The organism is Ramlibacter humi, assembly GCF_004681975.1.
GTDB lineage: Bacteria > Pseudomonadota > Gammaproteobacteria > Burkholderiales > Burkholderiaceae_C > Ramlibacter > Ramlibacter humi.
This window is the reverse complement of the sequence record NZ_SMLK01000001.1, coordinates 1,103,506-1,123,592: the sequence shown is the minus strand read 5'-3', so window position 1 is coordinate 1,123,592 and position 20,087 is coordinate 1,103,506. Positions and strand designations below refer to the sequence as shown.

General features: G+C 68.3%; 18 protein-coding genes and 1 pseudogene. 16 read left to right on the top strand and 3 right to left on the bottom strand.

All coding sequences use genetic code 11. The features are described 5' to 3' along the window. Window positions 1-27 precede the first annotated feature (27 nt). The 3 genes from phbB to EZ216_RS05145 all read left to right on the top strand — a co-directional run bounded on the left by phbB (window position 28) and on the right by EZ216_RS05145 (window position 2,883). Window positions 28-765, top strand: a complete 738-nt coding sequence (phbB, locus tag EZ216_RS05155; RefSeq protein WP_135248485.1) for an acetoacetyl-CoA reductase — start codon at window positions 28-30, stop codon at window positions 763-765. 158 nt (window positions 766-923) lie between these two features. Then, window positions 924-1,598: a response regulator gene (locus tag EZ216_RS05150; protein ID WP_239024272.1), complete on the top strand. Its 675-nt coding sequence runs from the start codon at window positions 924-926 to the stop codon at window positions 1,596-1,598. A 97-nt stretch (window positions 1,599-1,695) separates the two neighbouring features. Further along, window positions 1,696-2,883: a cytochrome-c peroxidase gene (locus EZ216_RS05145; protein WP_135248483.1), complete on the top strand. Its 1,188-nt coding sequence runs from the start codon at window positions 1,696-1,698 to the stop codon at window positions 2,881-2,883. A gap of 3 nt (window positions 2,884-2,886) precedes the next feature. Here the strand turns inward: EZ216_RS05145 and EZ216_RS05140 are convergent, their stop codons facing one another. Continuing rightward, window positions 2,887-3,291: a hypothetical protein gene (locus EZ216_RS05140; protein WP_135248482.1), complete on the bottom strand. Its 405-nt coding sequence runs from the start codon at window positions 3,289-3,291 to the stop codon at window positions 2,887-2,889. Window positions 3,292-3,463: 172 nt separating this feature from the next. On the opposite strand from EZ216_RS05140, the gene dusA reads away from it, so the two are divergent. The 7 genes from dusA (at window position 3,464) to EZ216_RS05105 (ending at window position 10,981) form a co-directional block, all read left to right on the top strand. Next, window positions 3,464-4,408 carry a tRNA dihydrouridine(20/20a) synthase DusA gene (dusA, locus tag EZ216_RS05135; RefSeq protein ID WP_135249118.1) on the top strand — a complete coding sequence of 315 codons (945 nt, stop codon included), beginning with the start codon at window positions 3,464-3,466 and terminating at the stop codon, window positions 4,406-4,408. Between the two features lie 89 nt (window positions 4,409-4,497). Continuing rightward, on the top strand, window positions 4,498-6,894 hold the full coding sequence (locus tag EZ216_RS05130; RefSeq protein ID WP_135248481.1) for a bifunctional salicylyl-CoA 5-hydroxylase/oxidoreductase: 2,397 nt from the start codon (window positions 4,498-4,500) through the stop codon (window positions 6,892-6,894). 36 nt (window positions 6,895-6,930) lie between these two features. Then, window positions 6,931-7,794, top strand: coding sequence for an enoyl-CoA hydratase family protein (locus EZ216_RS05125; RefSeq protein WP_135248480.1), 864 nt, complete (start codon window positions 6,931-6,933; stop codon window positions 7,792-7,794). 1 nt (window position 7,795) lies between these two features. Further along, window positions 7,796-8,965, top strand: coding sequence for an acyl-CoA dehydrogenase family protein (locus EZ216_RS05120; protein ID WP_135248479.1), 1,170 nt, complete (start codon window positions 7,796-7,798; stop codon window positions 8,963-8,965). Then, complete coding sequence (locus tag EZ216_RS05115) at window positions 8,962-9,360, top strand: RidA family protein (protein ID WP_135248478.1); 399 nt, start codon at window positions 8,962-8,964, stop codon at window positions 9,358-9,360. The genes EZ216_RS05120 and EZ216_RS05115 overlap by 4 nt, the downstream gene beginning before the upstream one ends. 20 nt (window positions 9,361-9,380) lie before the next feature. Then, complete coding sequence (locus tag EZ216_RS05110; protein WP_135248477.1) at window positions 9,381-10,559, top strand: acyl-CoA dehydrogenase; 1,179 nt, start codon at window positions 9,381-9,383, stop codon at window positions 10,557-10,559. A gap of 116 nt (window positions 10,560-10,675) precedes the next feature. Beyond that, window positions 10,676-10,981 carry a hypothetical protein gene (locus EZ216_RS05105; protein ID WP_135248476.1) on the top strand — a complete coding sequence of 102 codons (306 nt, stop codon included), beginning with the start codon at window positions 10,676-10,678 and terminating at the stop codon, window positions 10,979-10,981. A gap of 6 nt (window positions 10,982-10,987) precedes the next feature. Here EZ216_RS05105 and EZ216_RS05100 read toward each other — a convergent pair whose 3' ends face one another. Together EZ216_RS05100 and EZ216_RS05095 are read right to left on the bottom strand one after the other, a co-directional pair. Next, complete coding sequence (locus EZ216_RS05100; protein WP_135248475.1) at window positions 10,988-11,332, bottom strand: hypothetical protein; 345 nt, start codon at window positions 11,330-11,332, stop codon at window positions 10,988-10,990. Between the two features lie 130 nt (window positions 11,333-11,462). After that, the gene (locus EZ216_RS05095) at window positions 11,463-12,098 is read right to left on the bottom strand and encodes a GntR family transcriptional regulator (RefSeq protein WP_135248474.1); all 636 of its coding nucleotides are present in this window, start codon (window positions 12,096-12,098) and stop codon (window positions 11,463-11,465) included. Between the two features lie 91 nt (window positions 12,099-12,189). Here EZ216_RS05095 and scpA point away from each other — a divergent pair, with 91 nt between their 5' ends. The 6 genes and pseudogenes from scpA to accC all read left to right on the top strand — a co-directional run bounded on the left by scpA (window position 12,190) and on the right by accC (window position 20,079). Beyond that, the gene (gene scpA, locus EZ216_RS05090; protein ID WP_135248473.1) at window positions 12,190-14,346 is read left to right on the top strand and encodes a methylmalonyl-CoA mutase; all 2,157 of its coding nucleotides are present in this window, start codon (window positions 12,190-12,192) and stop codon (window positions 14,344-14,346) included. Between the two features lie 124 nt (window positions 14,347-14,470). Continuing rightward, a pseudogene (locus EZ216_RS21755) lies at window positions 14,471-14,680 on the top strand (GIY-YIG nuclease family protein); the annotation flags it as partial. Between the two features lie 180 nt (window positions 14,681-14,860). After that, window positions 14,861-15,850, top strand: a complete 990-nt coding sequence (gene meaB / locus EZ216_RS05085) for a methylmalonyl Co-A mutase-associated GTPase MeaB (RefSeq protein ID WP_167772850.1) — start codon at window positions 14,861-14,863, stop codon at window positions 15,848-15,850. Further along, on the top strand, window positions 15,850-17,382 hold the full coding sequence (locus tag EZ216_RS05080) for an acyl-CoA carboxylase subunit beta (protein ID WP_135248471.1): 1,533 nt from the start codon (window positions 15,850-15,852) through the stop codon (window positions 17,380-17,382). Before meaB ends, EZ216_RS05080 begins: the two co-directional genes overlap by 1 nt. Before the next feature lie 22 nt (window positions 17,383-17,404). Then, window positions 17,405-18,022: a glutathione S-transferase family protein gene (locus EZ216_RS05075; RefSeq protein ID WP_135248470.1), complete on the top strand. Its 618-nt coding sequence runs from the start codon at window positions 17,405-17,407 to the stop codon at window positions 18,020-18,022. An 8-nt stretch (window positions 18,023-18,030) separates the two neighbouring features. Further along, window positions 18,031-20,079: an acetyl-CoA carboxylase biotin carboxylase subunit gene (gene accC / locus EZ216_RS05070; protein ID WP_135248469.1), complete on the top strand. Its 2,049-nt coding sequence runs from the start codon at window positions 18,031-18,033 to the stop codon at window positions 20,077-20,079. Window positions 20,080-20,087 lie beyond the last annotated feature (8 nt).

Below are 20,087 nucleotides of genomic sequence, written 5' to 3'. Positions count from 1 at the left end.
ACACAACAGACAAAGGAGATACCCACCATGGCTCAGAAAGTCGCATACGTCACCGGCGGCATGGGCGGCATCGGCACCGCCATCTGCCAGCGCCTGCACAAGGAAGGCTTCAAGGTCATCGCGGGCTGCGGCCCGACGCGCGACTACGCCAAGTGGCTGGACGAGCAGAAGGCCAAGGGCTTCACGTTCCACGCCTCCGTCGGCAATGTGGGCGACTGGAACTCCACGGTCGATGCGTTCAGCAAGGCCAAGGCCGAGCACGGCACCGTCGACGTGCTGGTGAACAACGCCGGCATCACGCGCGACCGCATGTTCCTGAAGATGACGCGCGAGGACTGGGACGCGGTGATCGAGACCAACCTCAACTCCATGTTCAACGTCACCAAGCAGGTGGTGGGCGACATGGTGGAAAAGGGCTGGGGCCGCATCATCAACATCTCGTCCGTGAACGGCGAGAAGGGCCAGGCCGGCCAGACCAACTACTCGGCGGCCAAGGCCGGCATGCACGGCTTCACGATGGCGCTGGCCCAGGAGCTGGCCAACAAGGGCGTGACGGTCAACACCGTGAGCCCGGGCTACATCGGCACCGACATGGTTCGCGCCATCCGCCAGGACGTGCTGGACAAGATCGTGGGCACCATCCCCGTCAAGCGCCTGGGCGAGCCCAGCGAGATCGCTTCCATCATCGCGTGGCTGGCGGGCGAGGAAAGCGGCTACTCCACCGGCGCCGATTTCTCGGTGAACGGCGGCCTGCACATGGGCTGAGCCCGCAGGGTTCCTGCCGAGCTGCAAAAGCTCACTACTCTCACCCCTCGAAGCCCGCCAAACCGGCGGGCTTCGTGCATCTTGTCGGGCTCGTTCGATCCAGGCTCATGCGCCGCCAGAGCGCAGGGCCGCCGCCAACAAGAATGCAAAGAAGAATCTTGATCGTCGAAGACGACGCGCGCCTGGGCGCGCTGTTGTCCACGCACCTGCGCGAGCAGGGCTACGGCACCGACATCCTCATGAACGGCCTGCAGGTCGAGCCGGAGGTGCGGCGCGCGCCGCCGGCGCTGGTGCTGCTGGATGCCACGCTGCCGGGCGTGGACGGCCTGGAGGTGTGCCGCCAGCTGCGGCGCTTCTCCGACGTGCCCATCATCATGGCCAGCGCGCGGGCCGACGAGTTCGACCGCACGCTGGGCCTGGAAGCCGGCGCCGACGACTACGTCTGCAAGCCGTTCAGCCCGCGCGAGCTGTCGGCGCGCATCAAGGCGCTGCTGCGGCGCGCCGAGGGCCGCCTGGCGGCACCGCCGGTGGAAGGTGGTTTTCGCGTGGACGACCCCGGCCGCCGCATCGGCTGGGACGACCGCTGGCTGCCGCTGACGCCGCGCGAGTACTTCGTGCTGCGCAAGCTGCTGTCGCGGCCCGGGCAGGTGTTCACGCGCGAGGACCTGGCCGAAGGCGAGGCGGTGGGGCCGCGCGAGACGCGCATCCGCACGGTGGACAGCCACGTGAAGAACCTGCGCCGCAAGCTGGCCGAAGTGCGGCCCGGCGCGGCGCCCATCGCGTCCGTGTACGGCATGGGCTACCGGTTCGAAGGCGAGGGCCGCCCCCGCTGAGCCCGGCCGCAGCGTGGACGGCGCCTGCGCCGTCCCTGCATATTCGCTCCACAGTCGCTGCGAAGAATCGCCCCACGTACTTTCGTGGAGGCAGAACATGAAGAAGATCGAAGGCGGGCTGCGCGTGGCGGCCTGTGCGGCAGCGGTGCTCCTGGGGGCTTGCGGCGGCGGTGGGGGCGGAGGAGGCGGCACGCCGCCGTCCGCACCTCTGTCGCCCCAGGCTCAGCAGTTCATCAACGTGGACATGCAGGCGCTGCCGGACTTCACGGCGCAGCTGCCCGCGCACTACGCGGGCACGCAGGCCAGCGACAACACGCCGGCCGGCACGCAGCCTTCCGCGGTGGCCTCGACGCTGGGCCGCGTCCTGTTCCACGACAAGCAGCTCAGCTTCAATGGCCGCGTGTCCTGCGCCTCGTGCCATGACGTCAAGGGCGACTTCGCCGATGCGCCGCGCTTCTCCAGCGGCTTCGATGGCGGCCCGACCACCGCGCACGCGATGCGGCTGGCGAACCTGCGGTTCTTCCAGGCCGGCTCGATGTTCTGGGACCGCCGCGCGGCTTCGCTGGAAGCCCAAAGCACCATGCCCATCGCTCATCCTGTCGAGATGGGCTTCGATGCCACGCACGGCGGCATCCCGGCGCTGGTGCAGCGCATGCAGGGCCTGCCGTACTACCCCGAGCTGTTCAGCCGCGCTTTCGGCGATCCCGAGATCACGGAGGCGCGCATGCAGTCGGCGCTGGCGCAGTTCCTGCGATCCATCGTCTCCGCCAACAGCCGATGGGACACCGCGTTCGCGCAAGTCTTCGATGCCTCGCTGCCCGACCAGGGCATCAACCTGCCGCTGTCCGGCTTCACCGACCAGGAGAACCGCGGCCGGCAGCTCTTCATGGCGGGGCGCGCCGACGGCGGCCAGAACTGCGCGGCCTGCCACAAGCCGCCGACGTTCGCGCTGGCGGGCGGCAGCAACGGCCTGGACGCCGGCGAGACGCGCCGCTTCAAGTCGCCGTCACTGAAGAACGTCGCGCGCTCCGGCGCCTTCATGCACGACGGGCGCTTCTCGTCGCTGGAGGAGGTGGTGGAGCACTACAGCACCGGTGTGAAGGACGGCCCCGCGCTGGACAACCGCCTGCGCGACACGGATGGCACGCCGCTGCGGCCCAATCTCCCGGACGAAGACAAGGCGGCGCTGGTGGCCTTCCTCAAGACGCTCAGCGATCCGGTGCTGTCGCAGGACTCTCGGTACACCAGCCCGTTCCGGGCGGACCAGGCGTCCGCCTCGCCCTGAGCGTCAGGCCAGGTCCTCGATCACCAGCATGCGGTACCTCTGCGCGTGCGAAGGCCGGTGGTCCTTCAGCGCCGCCATCACGCGGTCGCTGTCGGCGCTGTCGGGCGCGTGGATCAGCAGGGCCCAGTGGCCCTGCGCGGCCAGTTCGGAGAACCGGCGCACCGTGTCCGATTCGGTGCCGGCCGAGGGCAGCGGCACGTCGGCGGTGCCGACCGTCCGCACGATGTCGCGCATCATCGCTTCCGGCGTGATCAGGCTGATGTCGCCGTCCTCGACGCCGCCGTCCACCAGCGCCCTGGCCGCGGCGCGCGCCGCGGCCTCGCCGGGGAACATGGCCACGATGTGGCCGGTGGGGTAGAACTGCCCGCGCATGTTCAGCATGTCCCGGCTCAGCTCGAAATCCTTCATGGATGCCTCCGCGTCTTTCGTGCAACGGAACCATTGCAGCGCGGCGTGTGGCGGGCGCATGTCGGCCCGCGAGGCTTGACCCTGTAGGAGCGCTCCGAAGCCCGGCCCGGCTACAGTGGCGCCCGTGAAAGAATTCCCCGAGCCCAGCCGCTGGCGCCTGTCGGTCGCGCCGATGATGGACTGGACCGACCGCCACTGCCGCTATTTCCACCGTCTGCTGAGCCGGCATGCGCTGCTCTACACCGAGATGGTGACCACCGGCGCGCTGGTGCACGGCGACGTGCCGCGCCACCTCGATTTCGACGCTTCCGAGCATCCGGTGGCGCTGCAGCTCGGCGGCAGCGAACCCGATGAGCTGGCGCATTGCGCGAAGCTGGGCGTGCGCTGGGGTTACGACGAGATCAACCTCAACTGCGGCTGCCCCAGCGAGCGGGTGCAGCGCGGCTCGTTCGGCGCCTGCCTGATGGCCGAGCCGAAGCTGGTGGCCGACTGCGTGAAGGCGATGGCCGACGTGGTCGATGTACCGGTGACGGTGAAGCACCGCATCGGCATCGACCAGGACGAGAGCTACGGCTTCGTGCGCGACTTCGTCGGCACGGTGGCGCAAGCGGGCTGCCGGGTCTTCATCGTCCACGCGCGCAACGCCTGGCTGAAGGGCCTGTCGCCGAAGGAAAACCGCGAGGTGCCCCCGCTGCGCTACGAGCGGGTGCGCCAGCTGAAGCAGGACTTCCCGGACCTGCTGTTCGTCATCAACGGCGGCCTGACCACCACCGGGCAGGTCGAGAACGAACTGCGGCACCTGGACGGCGCGATGCTGGGCCGCGAGGCGTACCACAACCCCTGGTGGCTGGCGTCGTGGGACGAGTCGTTCTACGGCGGGCAGCCGTCCAGCCTGACACGCGAGGAAGTGGAAGCGAAGATGGTCGAGTACATGGTGCGCGAGCGCGAAGCGCGCGGCACGCCGTGGGGATCCATCGCCCGCCACATGCTCGGCCTTCGCAACGGCCTGCCGGGCGCGCGGCGCTGGCGGCAGGTGTGGAGCGACCACCGGCTGAAGGTGCTGGATCCGCGCGAAGTGATGGCGCGCGCCCAAGGTTCGGCGGTCCTGGCCGCCTGATCCGGAAACCGCCGGTCCCACTGGCTTGCCGCGGCCAGATACTTTAAACTTGAAATATCTAGGTTTGTAGCTTTTGGGAAGGGTCCTGCATGAAGATCGTCTGCATCGGCGGCGGCCCGGCCGGCCTGTACTTCGCGCTCCTGATGAAGAAGCAGGACCCACGGCACGACATCACGGTGGTCGAGCGCAACAAGCCCTACGACACCTTCGGCTGGGGCGTGGTGTTCTCCGACCAGACGCTGGGCAACCTGCAGGTGGCCGACCCGGAAACGGCGGGGAAGATCCTCGGCGCGTTCAACCACTGGGACGACATCGAGGTCAACATCCGCGGCCACCGCATCCGCTCGGGCGGCCACGGCTTCTGCGGCATCGGCCGCAAGCGCCTGCTGAACATCCTGCAGGAACGCTGCGAGGAACTGGGCGTCAAGCTGGTTTTCGAAACCGACGTGCAGGGCGACGAGCAGTACCCCGACGCCGACCTCATCGTCGCCAGCGACGGCCTGAACAGCCGCATCCGCAAGAAGTACGAAGCGTTCTATCGGCCCGACATCGACCTGCGCCTGTGCCGCTTCGTCTGGCTGGGCACGCACAAGAAGTTCGAGGCGTTCACCTTCGCGTTCGAGGAGACCGAGCACGGCTGGTTCCAGGCGCACGCCTATCAGTTCGACGGCGACACCAGCACCTTCATCGTCGAGACGCCGGAAGAGGTGTGGCTGAAGGCCGGACTGGACCGGATGGAGAAGGAAGAGTCCATCGCCTATTGCGAGCGTCTCTTCGCCAAGTACCTGGACGGCCACCCGCTGATGTCCAACGCGTCGCACCTGCGCGGCTCGGCGCAGTGGATCCGCTTTCCGCGCGTGGTCTGCGGCACCTGGGTGCACCACAACGGCCGCCAGCCGGTCGTGCTGATGGGCGACGCCGCGCACACGGCGCATTTCTCCATCGGCTCGGGCACCAAGCTGGCGCTGGAGGATTCGATCGAGCTGGCGCGCTGCATCGGCCGGTCGACCCTTCGACAAGCTCAGGGCGATCGGGTTCCGGCTCAGGACGGCCGGTTGCGGCAGGCCCTGGCCGACTACGAAGCCGCGCGCAGCGTCGAGGTGCTGAAGATCCAGAACGCCGCGCGCAATTCCACCGAGTGGTTCGAGAACGTGGACCGCTACGTGAACCTGCCGCCCGAGCAGTTCGCCTACTCGCTGCTCACGCGCAGCCAGCGCATCAGCCACGAGAACCTGCGGCTGCGCGACAGGCGCTACGTGGAGCAGTACGAAGACTGGATCGCCGAAGCGGCCGGCCTGCAGCGCAAGCCCGCGCAGCAGCCGGTGCCGCCGATGTTCACGCCGTTCAAGCTGCGCTCCATCGCGCTGAAGAACCGCGTGGTGGTGTCGCCGATGGCGCAGTACTCGTGCGCGGACGGCCAGCCGGCCGACTACCACCTGGTGCACCTGGGCTCGCGCGCGATGGGCGGCGCGGGCATGGTCGTGGTGGAAATGACCTGTCCTTCGCCGGACGCGCGCATCACGCCGGGCTGCCCGGGCTTGTGGAACGAAGCGCAGCGCGATGGCTTCAGGCGCATCGTCGATTTCGTCCACTCCAACACCGACGCGAAGATCGCGATGCAGCTGGGCCACGCCGGACCTAAGGGTTCGACCCGAGTGCCGTGGGAAGGCGAGGACCAGCCCCTGGAAGCCGGCAACTGGCCGCTGATCTCGGCTTCGCCTCAGCAATACCTGGACGGCATCAGCGACTGGTCGCGTGCGATGACGCGCGAAGACATGGACCGCGTGCGCGACGACTTCGTGCGCAGCACGCGCTTCGCGGCCGAAGCCGGCTTCGACTGGCTGGAGCTGCACTGCGCGCACGGCTACCTGCTGTCGAGCTTCATTTCGCCGCTGACCAACCAGCGCACCGACGACTACGGCGGCTCGCTGGACAACCGCCTGCGTTACCCGCTGGAAGTGTTCCGCGCCATGCGTGCCGCGTGGCCGCAGCACCTGCCGATGTCGGTGCGCATCTCGGCGCACGACTGGGTGGAGGGCGGCATCACGCCCGACGACGCGGTGGAGATCGCCAGGGCTTTCAAGGCCGCGGGCTGCGACCTGGTGGATTGCTCCTCGGGCCAGGTGAGCAAGAAGCAGCGCCCGGTGTACGGCCGCATGTACCAGACGCCTTTCGCCGACCGCGTGCGCAACGAAGCGGGCATCGCGACGATGGCGGTGGGCGCCATCTTCGAAGCCGACCACGTCAACAGCATCATCGCGGCGGGCCGCGCCGACCTGTGCGCCATCGCGCGGCCGCACCTGGCCAACCCGGCGTGGACGCTGCTGGAAGGCGCGAAGCTGGGCTACCACGACGTGCGCTGGCCGGTGCAGTACCTCTCGGGCAAGTCGCAGCTGGAGCGCAACCTGGAGCGCGAGCGCGCCATGGCCGTGCAGGCGGCCAGCCTCTCGCCGCTGGAGCAGGCGAACCTGGCGCAGGGCGTCTGACCCCCCTTTCACGAACGACGGACGACAGGAGACACCATGGGCAACGACAACGCGCCGCGGCTGGACCCCGCGCTGGAAGCCGGCAACCGCCGCCGGCTGGCCGGCTACGCCGCGAAGCATTTCGGCTGGTCGGTGGACGGCAAGGTGGCCACGGTCACGCTGAACCGGCCCGAGCGCAAGAACCCGCTGACCTTCGATTCGTACGCGGAGTTGCGCGACCTGTTCGGCCAGCTGCGCTACGCGACCGACGTGCAGGCGGTGGTGGTGACGGGCGAGGGCGGCAACTTCTGCTCGGGCGGCGACGTGCACGAGATCATCGGCCCGCTGGTGCGCCTGTCCGCGCCGGAGCTGCTGATGTTCACGCGCATGACGGGCGACCTGGTGAAAGCCATGCGCGCCTGCCCGCAGCCCATCGTCGCGGCGGTGGACGGCGTGTGCGCCGGCGCGGGCGCCATCGTCGCGATGTCCTCTGACCTGCGCCTGGGCACCGCGCGCAGCAAGACCGCGTTCCTCTTCAACCGCGTCGGACTGGCCGGCTGCGACATGGGCGCGTGCGCCATCCTGCCGCGCATCATCGGCCAGGGCCGCGCGTCGGAGCTGCTGTACACCGGCCGCTCCATGTCGGGCGAGGAGGGCGAGCGCTGGGGCTTCTTCAACCGGCTGTGCGAGCCGGACGCCGTGCTGGCCGAAGCGCGGAAGCTCGCCGCCGACGTGGCCGCCGGCCCGACGTTCGCCAACGGCATCACCAAGACCATGCTCCACCAGGAGTGGGCGATGACGTTGGAGCAGGCCATCGAAGCCGAGGCGCAGGCGCAGGCCATCTGCATGCTGACCGAGGACTTCAAGCGCGCCTACCACGCGTTCGTGGCGAAGCAGAAGCCGGTGTTCGAGGGCAATTGACATGGCCGACCGCCACTACCTGGACTGGCCTTTCCTGGAGCCGCGCCATCGCGAACTGGCGCTGGCGCTGGACGAGTGGGCCACGAAGAACGTGCCCCATACGCACGGCCTGGACGTGGACGCCGAATGCCGCGCGCTGGTGAAGTCGCTGGGCACCGGTGGCTGGCTGAAGCACGCTGTCGGCGGCTCGCACGGCGCCGCGCCTTCCATCGACACGCGCGCCATCTGCCTGATCCGCGAAACACTGGCGCGCCACAGCGGCCTGGCGGACTTCGCCTTCGCGATGCAGGGCCTGGGCTCCGGCGCGATCAGCCTGCAGGGCACGGCGCCGCAGAAGGAGCACTACCTGCCGCGCGTGGCCCGTGGCGAAGCCATCGCGGCCTTCGCGCTGTCGGAGCCGGAAGCGGGCTCCGATGTCGCGGCCATGCAGTGCTCGGCCCGCGTCGAAGGCGGCGAGGTGGTGCTGAACGGCGAGAAGACCTGGATCTCCAATGGCGGCATCGCCGATTTCTATGTGGTCTTCGCCCGCACGGGTGAGGCGCCCGGCGCTCGCGGCATCAGCGCGTTCATCGTCGACGCCGGCACGCGGGGCTTCGAGATCGCCGAGCGCATCGAGGTGATCGCGCCGCACCCGCTGGCGCGCCTGAGGTTCACCGATTGCCGCATCCCGCTGTCCAAGCGCATCGGCGAGGCGGGCGAAGGCTTCAAGGTGGCGATGCGCACGCTGGATGTCTTCCGCACCTCGGTGGCGGCGGCGGCGCTGGGCTTCGCCCGCCGCGCGCTGGACGAGGCGCTGCAGCGCGCCACCACGCGCAAGATGTTCAACCAGACGCTGGCCGACTTCCAGCTCACCCAAGCGAAGCTGGCGCAGATGGCGACGACGATCGACAGCGCCGCGTTGCTGGTCTACCGCGCCGCCTGGCAACGCGACCAGGGCCGCAACGTCACGCGCGAGGCGGCGATGGCCAAGCTCACGGCCACCGAAGGCGCGCAGCAGGTGATCGACGCCGCCGTGCAGCTGTTCGGCGGGGCGGGCGTGGTCAGCGGCCAGCCGGTGGAGACGCTGTACCGCGACATCCGCGCGCTGCGCATCTACGAAGGCGCGAGCGAAGTGCAGCAGCTCATCATCGCGCGCGAACTGCTCAAGGACCTGAAGGGAGACAAGCCATGACGCACCAGGTGGTGCTGCCGGCCGGCTGGCCGCGGCCGAAGGGATACGCCAACGCGGTGCTCGCCAGGGGGCGCCAGCTGTACATCGCCGGCATGATCGGCTGGGACGCGAACGGCCGGTTCCACAGCGACGATTTCGGCGAGCAGGCCCGCCAGGCGCTGCAGAATGTCGCCGACGTGCTGAAGGCCGCGGGCGGGAAGCCCGAGAATATCGTCCGGATGACCTGGTACGTCACCGACAAGCGCGAGTACCTCGCGGCCGGCAAGCAGGTGGGCGCCGCCTTCCGCGAGTGCATCGGCCACTACGACATCGCCATGACGGCGGTGGAGGTGAAGGCGCTGATCGAGGACCGGGCCAAGGTCGAGATCGAGGTCACCGCGGTCCTGCCGGACTGACACTTTTTCAGGAGCTTTTCATGGCAACCAAGGCCACGTTCCACTGGGCCGACCCGCTGCTGCTGGACCAGCAGCTGACGGACGACGAGCGCGCCGTGCGCGACGCCGCCCAAGCGTACTGCCAGGAAAAGCTGGCCCCGCGCGTGCTGGAAGCTTTCCGCGCCGAAAGCTCCGACACCGCCGTGTTCCGCGAGATGGGCGAGCTGGGCCTGCTGGGCCCCACCATCCCCGAGCAGTACGGCGGCGCCGGCCTCAACTACGTCAGCTACGGCCTGATCGCGCGCGAGGTCGAACGCGTGGACTCGGGCTACCGTTCGATGATGAGCGTGCAGTCGTCGCTGGTGATGGTGCCGATCTTCGAATTCGGCAATGAGCAGACCAAGCAGAAGTACCTGCCCAAGCTGGCCACGGGCGAGTGGATCGGCTGCTTCGGCCTGACCGAGCCCAACCACGGGTCCGACCCCGGCAGCATGGTGACGCGCGCGCGCAAGGTCGATGGCGGCTACAAGCTCACCGGCAGCAAGATGTGGATCTCCAACTCGCCCTTCGCCGACGTGTTCGTCGTCTGGGCCAAGGACGACGAGGGCGCCATCCGCGGCTTCGTGCTGGAGAAGGGCTGGAAGGGCCTGTCGGCGCCCAAGATCCACGGCAAGGTGGGCCTGCGCGCGTCCACCACCGGCGAGATCGTGATGGACGAGGTGTTCTGCCCCGAGGAGAACGCCTTCCCCGAAGTGCGCGGCCTCAAGGGCCCGTTCACCTGCCTGAATTCCGCGCGCTACGGCATCGCCTGGGGCGCGCTGGGCGCGGCCGAAGACTGCTGGTTCCGCGCGCGCCAGTACACGCTGGACCGCAAGCAGTTCGGCAAGCCGCTGGCGGCCAACCAGCTGATCCAGAAGAAGCTGGCCGACATGCAGACCGAGATCACGCTGGGCCTGCAGGGTTGCCTGCGCCTGGGCCGCATGAAGGACGAAGGCACCGCGTCGGTGGAGATCACCTCGATCATGAAGCGCAACAGCTGCGGCAAGGCGCTGGACATCGCGCGGCTGGCGCGCGACATGATGGGCGGCAACGGCATCAGCGACGAATTCGGCGTGGCGCGGCACCTGGTGAACCTGGAGGTGGTGAACACCTACGAAGGCACGCACGACATCCACGCGCTGATCCTGGGGCGCGCGCAGACGGGCATCGCGGCGTTCTGAGGACCGCCTCGCGGCGCCGCTTAGGCAATCGCCCTAATCAGCGGCGGCGGGCGCTGCCGAAGGAAGCAGGTGAGGGGGCTCGCGGTCGTGCGGGCTCCGAACCTGGAGCCTTTGCCATGACCCGTACCGCTGTTTCCGCTTCCCGCCTGGCCGCCGCCGCGGCGCTGCTGGCCCTGGCCGGCTGCGCCGGCCAGCCGCGCGCCACCACCGCCGCCAACTGGTCGCAGGTGCCGCTGCGCACCTACGCGCAGACCGCCACGCTGGAAGATTCGGTCCGCCCCACGGTGGAATTCAAGCCGGGCGCCGACGGCCGCGTCGTGCGCATGGCCGCGCCGGCCGCCACGCGCGCCGAAGTGCGCAACGGCATGATCGTGCTGGGCCCGGTGGCCCCGTCGAACGCCGCGGTCGCTTCCAGCCGCTGACCGCTGTCAGCGAGCCGGCGCCGGCGTGGCCGGTGCGGGCGCCGAGCCCATCGCACCCGTGCCCTGCTGGTTCATCGAAGCCAGCGTCTGCTGCGACACCAGCCGCGCCTGGCCGTCCTGCATGACGACAGCCACCGCCGCGGCAGGTGCGTCGCCGCCCCGGCCCACCAGCATGCCGTCCGGTCCCGCCGTGACCACGGCCGTGGGCCTCGGGTCCCAGTTCAGGCCGGGCATGTAGAAGTGCTGGTCGCGCACGGAGACGCGGTTGTAGTCGACCGCGTAGGGCGCGGCGCAGCCGCCCAGCGCCAGCAGCGTGGCGCCCAGCGCGGCGGGGATGGAAAGACGCTTCATCGAGGTGCTCCCTGATCACTGGTCCCGTGCTCTCCTGGCACGGCCGTGGGACTAATTTAGGAGCCGCCCGCCACGGCGTGTGTGTGCGGGTGTTGGAGTCGTGTACGGCTGTGCCTGCGCCGACCGGCGGTCAGGCGGCCGCTTCCAGCCCGCTGCGGAAGTGCTGCTGCATGCGCTCCATCGCCGCGCCCGCGTCACGCTTCTCGATGGCCTTCATCACCTGGCGGTGCTCGGCCAGGCTTTCGCCGATGCGCCCCGACTTCAGCAGCGAGTTGTGGCGGTGCAGCTTCATCACCTTGCGCAGGTCGGCCACCATCTGGTTGCGCCAGCGGTTGCCGGCGATCTCCAGCAGGCGCATGTGGAAGCGCTCGTTCAGCGCGAAGAACTTCTCGCGGTCCTTCACCGCCGCTTCCAGGTCCTTGTGCAGCGCCTGCAGCTCGTGCAGCTCGGCCGCGCTGGCCTTCTGCGCCACCACGGCGGCGGCATCGCTCTCCAGCAGCGAGAGCAGGTGGTAGACCTCGGCCAGGTCCTGCTCCGACACCTCGGTGACGTAGGCGCCGCGCCGCACCTTCATGGTCACCAGGCCTTCGGCGGCAAGCACCTTCAGCGCCTCGCGCAGGGGCGTGCGGCTGATGCCGAATTCCTGCGCGATCTTCACTTCGTCGATCCAGCCGCCGGGCTCCAGCTCGCGGCGGAAAATGCGCTGCCGCAAAAGCTCCGCCACCTCTTCGTAGAGGGCGCGCGGGGCGAGCGAAACGGCGGACATGCAGCGGATTCTAGGGTTGTGCGAATTTTTTATCAATAATTATGAATGCGGTAACATGCATCTTTCCCGCAAGGACAACGGTTTTCCTCCCATGAGCAGCTCCCCCGAATTCACGCCCGCCGGCCTGGAAGCCTGGGCCAAGGCCGCCGCCAAGTCGGCGCCCGGCGGCCAGGTGGACGCCCTCAACTGGGTGACGCCCGACGGCATCGCCGTCAAGCCGCTGTACACGGCCGAGGACCTGAAGCACCTGCGGCACACCGACACGCTGCCCGGCTTCGAGCCTTACGTGCGCGGCCCGCAGGCCACGATGTACTCGGTGCGCCCGTGGACCATCCGCCAGTACGCGGGCTTCTCCACCGCCGAGGAATCCAACGCGTTCTACCGCCGCGCGCTGGCCGCCGGCGGGCAGGGCGTGTCGGTGGCTTTCGACCTGGCCACCCACCGCGGCTACGACAGCGACCATCCGCGCGTGACGGGCGACGTCGGCAAGGCCGGCGTGGCCATCGACTCGGTCGAGGACATGAAGGTGCTGTTCGACGGCATCCCGCTGGACAAGGTGTCGGTGTCCATGACCATGAACGGCGCGGTGCTGCCCGTGCTGGCGGGCTACGTGGTGGCGGCGGAAGAGCAGGGCGTGCGGCAGGACCAGCTGTCGGGGACCATCCAGAACGACATCCTCAAGGAGTTCATGGTCCGCAACACCTACATCTACCCGCCCCAGCCGAGCATGCGGATCATCGGCGACATCATCGAGTACACGGCCAGGAACATGCCGAAGTTCAACTCGATCTCGATCTCCGGCTACCACATGCAGGAGGCGGGGGCCAACCAGGCGCTGGAGCTGGCGTTCACGCTGGCCGACGGCAAGGAGTACGTGAAGACCGCCATGGCCAAGGGCCTGGACGTGGACGACTTCGCGGGCCGCCTTTCGTTCTTCTGGGCGATCGGCATGAACTTCTACCTGGAGATCGCCAAGATGCGCGCGGCGCGCCTCCTGTGGTGCCGCATCATGAAGGGCTTCGGCGCGAAGAACCCCAAGAGCCTGATGCTGCGCACGCACTGCCAGACCTCGGGCTGGTCGCTGACCGAGCAGGACCCGTACAACAACGTCGTGCGCACCACCATCGAAGCCATGGCCGCGGTGTTCGGCGGCACGCAGTCGCTGCACACCAACAGCTTCGACGAGGCGATCGCGCTGCCGTCGGAGTTCTCCTCGCGCATCGCGCGCAACACGCAGCTGATCATCCAGGAAGAGACGCACATCACCAACGTGATCGACCCCTGGGCGGGCAGCTACCTGATGGAGAAGCTGACCCAGGACATGGCCGACGCGGCCTGGAAGATCATCGAGGAAGTCGAGGCCATGGGCGGCATGACGCGCGCGGTGGACTCGGGCTGGGCCAAGCTGAAGATCGAGGCGGCGGCGGCGGAGAAGCAGGCCCGCATCGATTCGGGCAAGGACGTGATCGTCGGGGTCAACAAGTACAGGCTGGCCAAGGAAGACCCGGTCGAGATCCTGGAAGTCGACAACAACAAGGTGCGCCAGCAGCAGGTGGCGCGGCTGGAGAAGATCCGCGCGACGCGCGACGCCGCCAAGGTGCGTGCGGCGCTGGATGCGCTGACCGGCGCGGCCGAAAAGAACGAGGGCAACCTGCTGGCCCTGAGCATCGAGGCCATCCGGCACCGCGCCACCGTCGGCGAAGTGTCGGACGCGCTGGAGAAGGTCTTCGGGCGCCACCGCGCCGATACGCAAAAGGTGACCGGCGTGTACGCAGCTGCCTACGACTCGGCCGAGGGCTGGGACAAACTGAAGGGCGAGATCGACGGTTTCGCCCAGGAGCAGGGCCGCCGGCCGCGCGTGATGATCGCCAAGCTGGGCCAGGACGGCCACGACCGCGGCGCCAAGGTGGTGGCCACCGCGTACGCGGATCTCGGCTTCGACGTCGACATGGGGCCGTTGTTCCAGACCCCCGAGGAATGCGCGCGGCAGGCCATCGAGAACGACGTGCACGCGGTGGGCGTGTCCACGCTGGCGGCCGGCCACAAGACGCTGGTGCCCGCCATCATCGAGGAGCTGAAGAAGCAGGGCGCCGACGACATCATCGTGTTCGTCGGTGGCGTGATCCCGCAGCAGGACTACGGCTTCCTGTACGAAGCGGGCGTCAAGGGCATCTACGGCCCCGGCACCCCGATTCCGGCCAGCGCGAAGGACGTGCTGGAACAGATCCGCAAGGCGCAGGCCGCCTGATGACCCGCGATACCGTTCGAGCTGAGCTTGTCGAAGCCCCGCTCCCGGCTCGCGATGGCTCCGTTCGGGCCGAGCTCCCCCACCCCGTTCGGGCTGAGCTTGTCGAAGCCAGGCCCCGACCGTCGTGAAGCCATTCCACACCTACCTCCTGCGTTGCGCCGACGGCTCCTATTACGCCGGCCACACGGACGACCTGGAGACCCGGATGGCGCAGCACCACGACGGCGCCATCGGGTACACCTCGACCCGCAAACCGGTGGAGCTGGTGTGGCAAGGCGAGTTCGAGACGCGTGAGGGTGCACTGGCGTTCGAGCAGCAGATCAAGGGCTGGTCACGGGCGAAGAAGGAAGCGTTGATTGCCGGTGATTGGGATCGGGTGAGGGAACTCGCGAAATCGGCCTCCGGGAATGGGCTTCGACAAGCTCAGCCTGAGCGGGGTGGCGGGGAGCCGGCCACAGCGCTTCGACAAGCTCAGCCCGAACGGGCCGGGGGGCCAACGCCGCTTGCGGAACAAGTGCTGCACGGCGACGCCGCGCAGCAGCGCCGTGCCATCGCGAAGTCGATCACGCTGCTGGAATCGACGCGACCGGACCATCGCGCGCAGGGCGACGAGCTGCTCACCGAATTGCTGCCGCACTCGGGCAACTCGCTGCGGCTGGGCATCTCGGGTGTGCCCGGCGTGGGCAAGAGCACGTTCATCGAGGCGCTGGGGCTGTACCTCATCGAACAGGGGCACCGCGTGGCGGTGCTCACCATCGATCCTTCCAGCAGCGTGTCCGGCGGCTCCATCCTGGGCGACAAGACGCGGATGGAGCACCTGTCCGTCCACCCCCAGGCCTACATCCGTCCCAGCCCCTCCGGCGGCACGCTGGGCGGCGTGGCGGAGAAGACGCGCGAGGCGATGCTGGTTTGCGAAGCCGCCGGGTACGACATCGTCATCGTCGAGACGGTCGGCGTCGGCCAGAGCGAAACCGCGGTGTCCGGCATGACCGACATGTTCGTGCTGATGCAACTGCCCAATGCCGGCGACGACCTGCAGGCGATCAAGAAGGGCGTGATGGAGCTCGCCGACCTGGTGGTGATCAACAAGGCCGACATCGACGCCGACGCCGCCACGCGCGCGCAGGCCCAGATCACCAGCGCGCTACGCCTGTTCACGCAGCATGGCCGCGAGCGCACCTGGCAGCCGCAGGTGATGCAGCTGAGCGCGCTGAAGGGAACCGGCGTGGACGCGTTCTGGGCGACGGTCCGACGGTTCGAGCAGCAGCAGAAGGCCGCCGGCGCCCTGGAGCACCGCCGCCGGCACCAGTCGCGCGCGTGGATGTGGGAGCGGATCGAATCGGGCCTGAAGCAGGACTTCCGGCAGCACCCCAAGGTGCAGGCCCGCCTGGCGGAAATGACGGCGGACGTCGAGGGCGGGGCGCTGCCCGCCTCGGCGGCCGCCCGGCAACTGCTCGCGCTGTGGCGCGGCAGCCCTGAAGAAACAAGCACACGGAGAAGCTGATGCAGGACATCCTGGAACAACTGGAGAAAAAGCGCGCGGCCGCGCGGCTGGGCGGCGGCGAGAAGCGCATCGAGGCGCAGCACAAGAAAGGCAAGCTCACCGCGCGCGAAAGGCTGGAGCTGCTGCTCGACGAAGGCACCTTCGAGGAGTGGGACATGTTCGTGGAGCACCGCTCGCACGACTTCGGCATGGACAAGCAGAAGATCCCCGGCGACGGCGTGGTCACCGGCTACGGGATGATCAACGGCCGGCTGGTGTTCGTCTTCAGCCAGGACTTCACCGTCTTCGGCGGCGCGCTGTCGGAAGCGCACGCCGAGAAGATCTGCAAGGTGATGGACCAGGCGATGAAGGTCGGCGCGCCGGTCATCGGCCTGAACGATTCGGGCGGCGCGCGCATCCAGGAAGGCGTGGCTTCGCTCGGCGGCTACGCCGATGTCTTCCAGCGCAACGTGATGGCCTCCGGCGTGGTGCCGCAGATCAGCATGATCATGGGCCCGTGCGCGGGCGGCGCGGTGTATTCGCCCGCCATGACCGACTTCATCTTCATGGTGCGCGACAGCTCGTACATGTTCGTCACCGGCCCCGAGGTGGTGAAGACCGTGACGCACGAGGAAGTGACCGCCGAGGAACTGGGCGGCGCGGGCACGCACACCACGCGCAGCGGCGTGGCCGACCTCGCCTTCGAGAACGACGTGGAGGCGCTGATCATGCTGCGCCGCCTGTACAACTACCTGCCGCTGAACAACCGCGAGAAGCCGCCCATTCGCCCCAGCAACGACCCGGTGGACCGCATGGATTTCTCGCTGGACACGCTGGTGCCGGACAACCCGAACAAGCCCTACGACATGAAGGAGCTGATCGCCAAGACGGTGGACGACGGCGACTTCTTCGAGCTGCAGCCCGAGTACGCGAAGAACATCATCATCGGCTTCGCGCGCATGGAAGGGCAGACGGTGGGCATCGTGGCCAACCAGCCCCTGGTGCTGGCGGGCTGCCTGGACATCAAGAGCTCCATCAAGGCGGCGCGCTTCGTGCGCTTCTGCGACGCCTTCAACATCCCGGTGGTCACCTTCGTCGACGTGCCGGGCTTCATGCCGGGCACCAGCCAGGAATACGGCGGCATCATCAAGCACGGCGCCAAGCTGCTGTACGCGTACGCCGAGTGCACGGTGCCCAAGATCACGGTCATCACGCGCAAAGCCTACGGCGGCGCGTACGACGTGATGAGCTCCAAGCACCTGCGCGGCGACGTCAACTTCGCCTGGCCCAACGCCGAGATCGCCGTGATGGGCGCCAAGGGCGCGGTGGAGATCATCTTCCGCGAGGACAAGGGCGACCCGGCCAAGCTGGCCGCCCGCGAGGCCGAGTACAAGGCCCGCTTCGCCAACCCCTTCATCGCCGGCGCCCGCGGCTTCATCGACGACGTCATCCTGCCGCACGAAACCCGCAAGCGCATCTGCCGCTCGCTGGTGATGCTGCGCGACAAGAAGCTGGACAACCCGTGGCGCAAGCACGGGAACATCCCCCTCTGAAAACACCTGCGAGGACGCTGCCATGGCACTGACCCTGTACTACCACCCGTACTCCCGCGCCGCGGGCACGCTGTGGGCGCTGGAAGAAGCCGGCGTGGATTGCGAGCTGCGCGTGACCAACATCATGAAAGGCGAGCAGAAGGGCGCCGAGCTGATCGCGAAGAACCCGATGGGCAAGCTGCCCACGCTGGTGGACGGCGACGTCGTGGTCACCGAAGCCGCGGCCATCGCGCTGTACCTGGCCGACCGCTACGCGCCCCAGCTGGCGCCCGCCGTCAGCGACCCGGCGCGCGGTACCTACCTGCGCTGGTCGTTTTTCGCGCCCAGCGTGATCGAGCCCGCCGTGATGGCGAAGATGACGGACTGGCCCGTCAAGGAAGTCGCCGCCGGCTGGGGCACCCACGCCGCGATGCTGGCCGCCGCCGAGTCGGCCATCGCCGGCCGGCAGTACGTGCTGGGCGACACGTTCTCCATGGCGGACGTGGTGTTCGGCGGCACGCTGCGCTTCATGCTGGATTTCAAGCAGATCGAACCGGCGCCGGTGTTCACGAACTACGTCGACCGGCTCAAGCAGCGACCCGCGTACCAGCGCGCCGAAGAACGCAACCTGGCCATGCGCAAGCAGCTCGGCCTCCAGTGACCAAGAACATGTTCAAGAAAATCCTGATCGCCAACCGCGGTGAGATCGCCTGCCGCGTCATCAAGACGGCCAAGAAGATGGGCATCGCCACCGTGGCGGTGTATTCCGACGCCGACCGCGACGCGCGCCACGTGCAGCTGGCGGACGAGGCGGTGCACATCGGCGCCGCGCCTTCGCGCGAGAGCTACCTGCAGGCCGACCGAATCATCGCGGCGTGCAAGCAGACCGGCGCCGAGGCGGTGCACCCGGGCTACGGTTTCCTGTCGGAGAACGAAGGCTTCGCCAAGCGGGTGGAGGAAGAAGGCATCACCTTCATCGGGCCCAAGCACTATTCCATCGCGGCGATGGGCGACAAGATCGCGTCCAAGAAGCTGGCCAAGGAGGCGAAGGTCAACACCATCCCCGGCTGGAACGACGCCATCGAATCGCCCGAGCGCGCGGTGGAGATCGCCAAGGACGTCGGCTACCCGGTGATGATCAAGGCCAGCGCCGGCGGCGGCGGCAAGGGCCTGCGCGTGGCGTTCAACGACAAGGAAGCGTACGAAGGCTTCACGTCCTGCCGCAACGAGGCGCGCAACAGCTTCGGCGACGACCGCGTGTTCATCGAGAAGTTCGTCGAGGAGCCGCGCCACATCGAGATCCAGGTGCTGGGCGACTCGCACGGCAACGTGGTCTACCTGAACGAGCGCGAGTGCTCCATCCAGCGCCGCCACCAGAAGGTGATCGAGGAAGCGCCGTCGCCCTTCATCAGCGACGCCACGCGCAAGGCCATGGGCGAGCAGGCCGTGGCGCTGGCCAAGGCGGTGAAGTACGAAAGCGCCGGCACGGTGGAGTTCGTGGTCGGCAAGGACCAGTCGTTCTACTTCCTGGAGATGAACACCCGCCTGCAGGTGGAGCACCCGGTCACCGAGTGCATCACCGGCCTGGACCTGGTGGAGCTGATGATCCGCGTGGCCGCGGGCGAGAAGCTGCCGCTGAAGCAGTCCGACGTGAAGCGCGAAGGCTGGGCCATCGAGTGCCGCATCAACGCGGAAGACCCGTTCCGCAATTTCCTGCCTTCCACCGGCCGGCTGGTGCGATTCCAGGCGCCCAAGGAAAGCATGTGGGCTTCGGACACGCAGCACCTGCACGGCGTGCGCGTGGACACGGGCGTCGCCGAGGGCGGCGAGATCCCGATGTACTACGACTCCATGATCGCCAAGCTGATCGTGCACGGGAAGGACCGCAACGAAGCCATCGCGAAGATGCGCGAGGCGCTCAACGGCTTCGTCATCCGCGGCATCAGCAGCAACGTGCCTTTCCAGGCCGCGCTGCTGGCGCACCCGCAGTTCGTGGCCGGCCAGTTCAACACCGGCTTCATCGCCGAGCACTACGGCCAGGGCTTCCGGGCCGAGGACGTGGCGCACGACGATCCGGACTTCCTCGTCGCGCTGGCGGCGTACGTCAACCGCCGCGCGCTGCAGCGCTCGGCCGGCATCAGCGGCCAGATGGGCGGGCACGAGTTCCGTGTGGGCGAAGACTACGTCGTGGTGAAGCTGGGCGAAGGCGGCAAGAGCGAGCGCCAGCCCGCGAAGGTGTCGGACTTCCAGGCCGTCTCGGGTTCCAGCATCGTGGAGACCCACGGCAAGCGCTACGAGATCTGCAGCAACTGGCACCTGGGCGCGGCACGCATCCGCGGCACCGTGGGCGGCAAGCCCTTCACGGCGCAGGTGGAACGCGGCGTGGGCAAGAACCCGCTGGCCATTGCGGTGTCGCACGACGGCACGAAACTGGTGACCATGGTTTTCACGCCCAAGACCGCCGCGCTGCACGAGCTGATGCCCTACAAGGCGCCGCCGGACATGAGCCGCTTCGTGCTGTCGCCCATGCCGGGCCTGCTGGTGGACGTGGCGGTGCAGCCCGGCCAGAAGGTGCAGGCGGGCGAGCGCGTTGCCGTGATCGAGGCGATGAAGATGGAGAACGTGCTGTTCGCCAGCGCCGACGGCGTGGTGGGCAAGGTGCTGGCGGCCAAGGGGGAGTCGCTCACCGTTGACCAGCCGATCATCGAGTTCGCCTGAAGGAAACC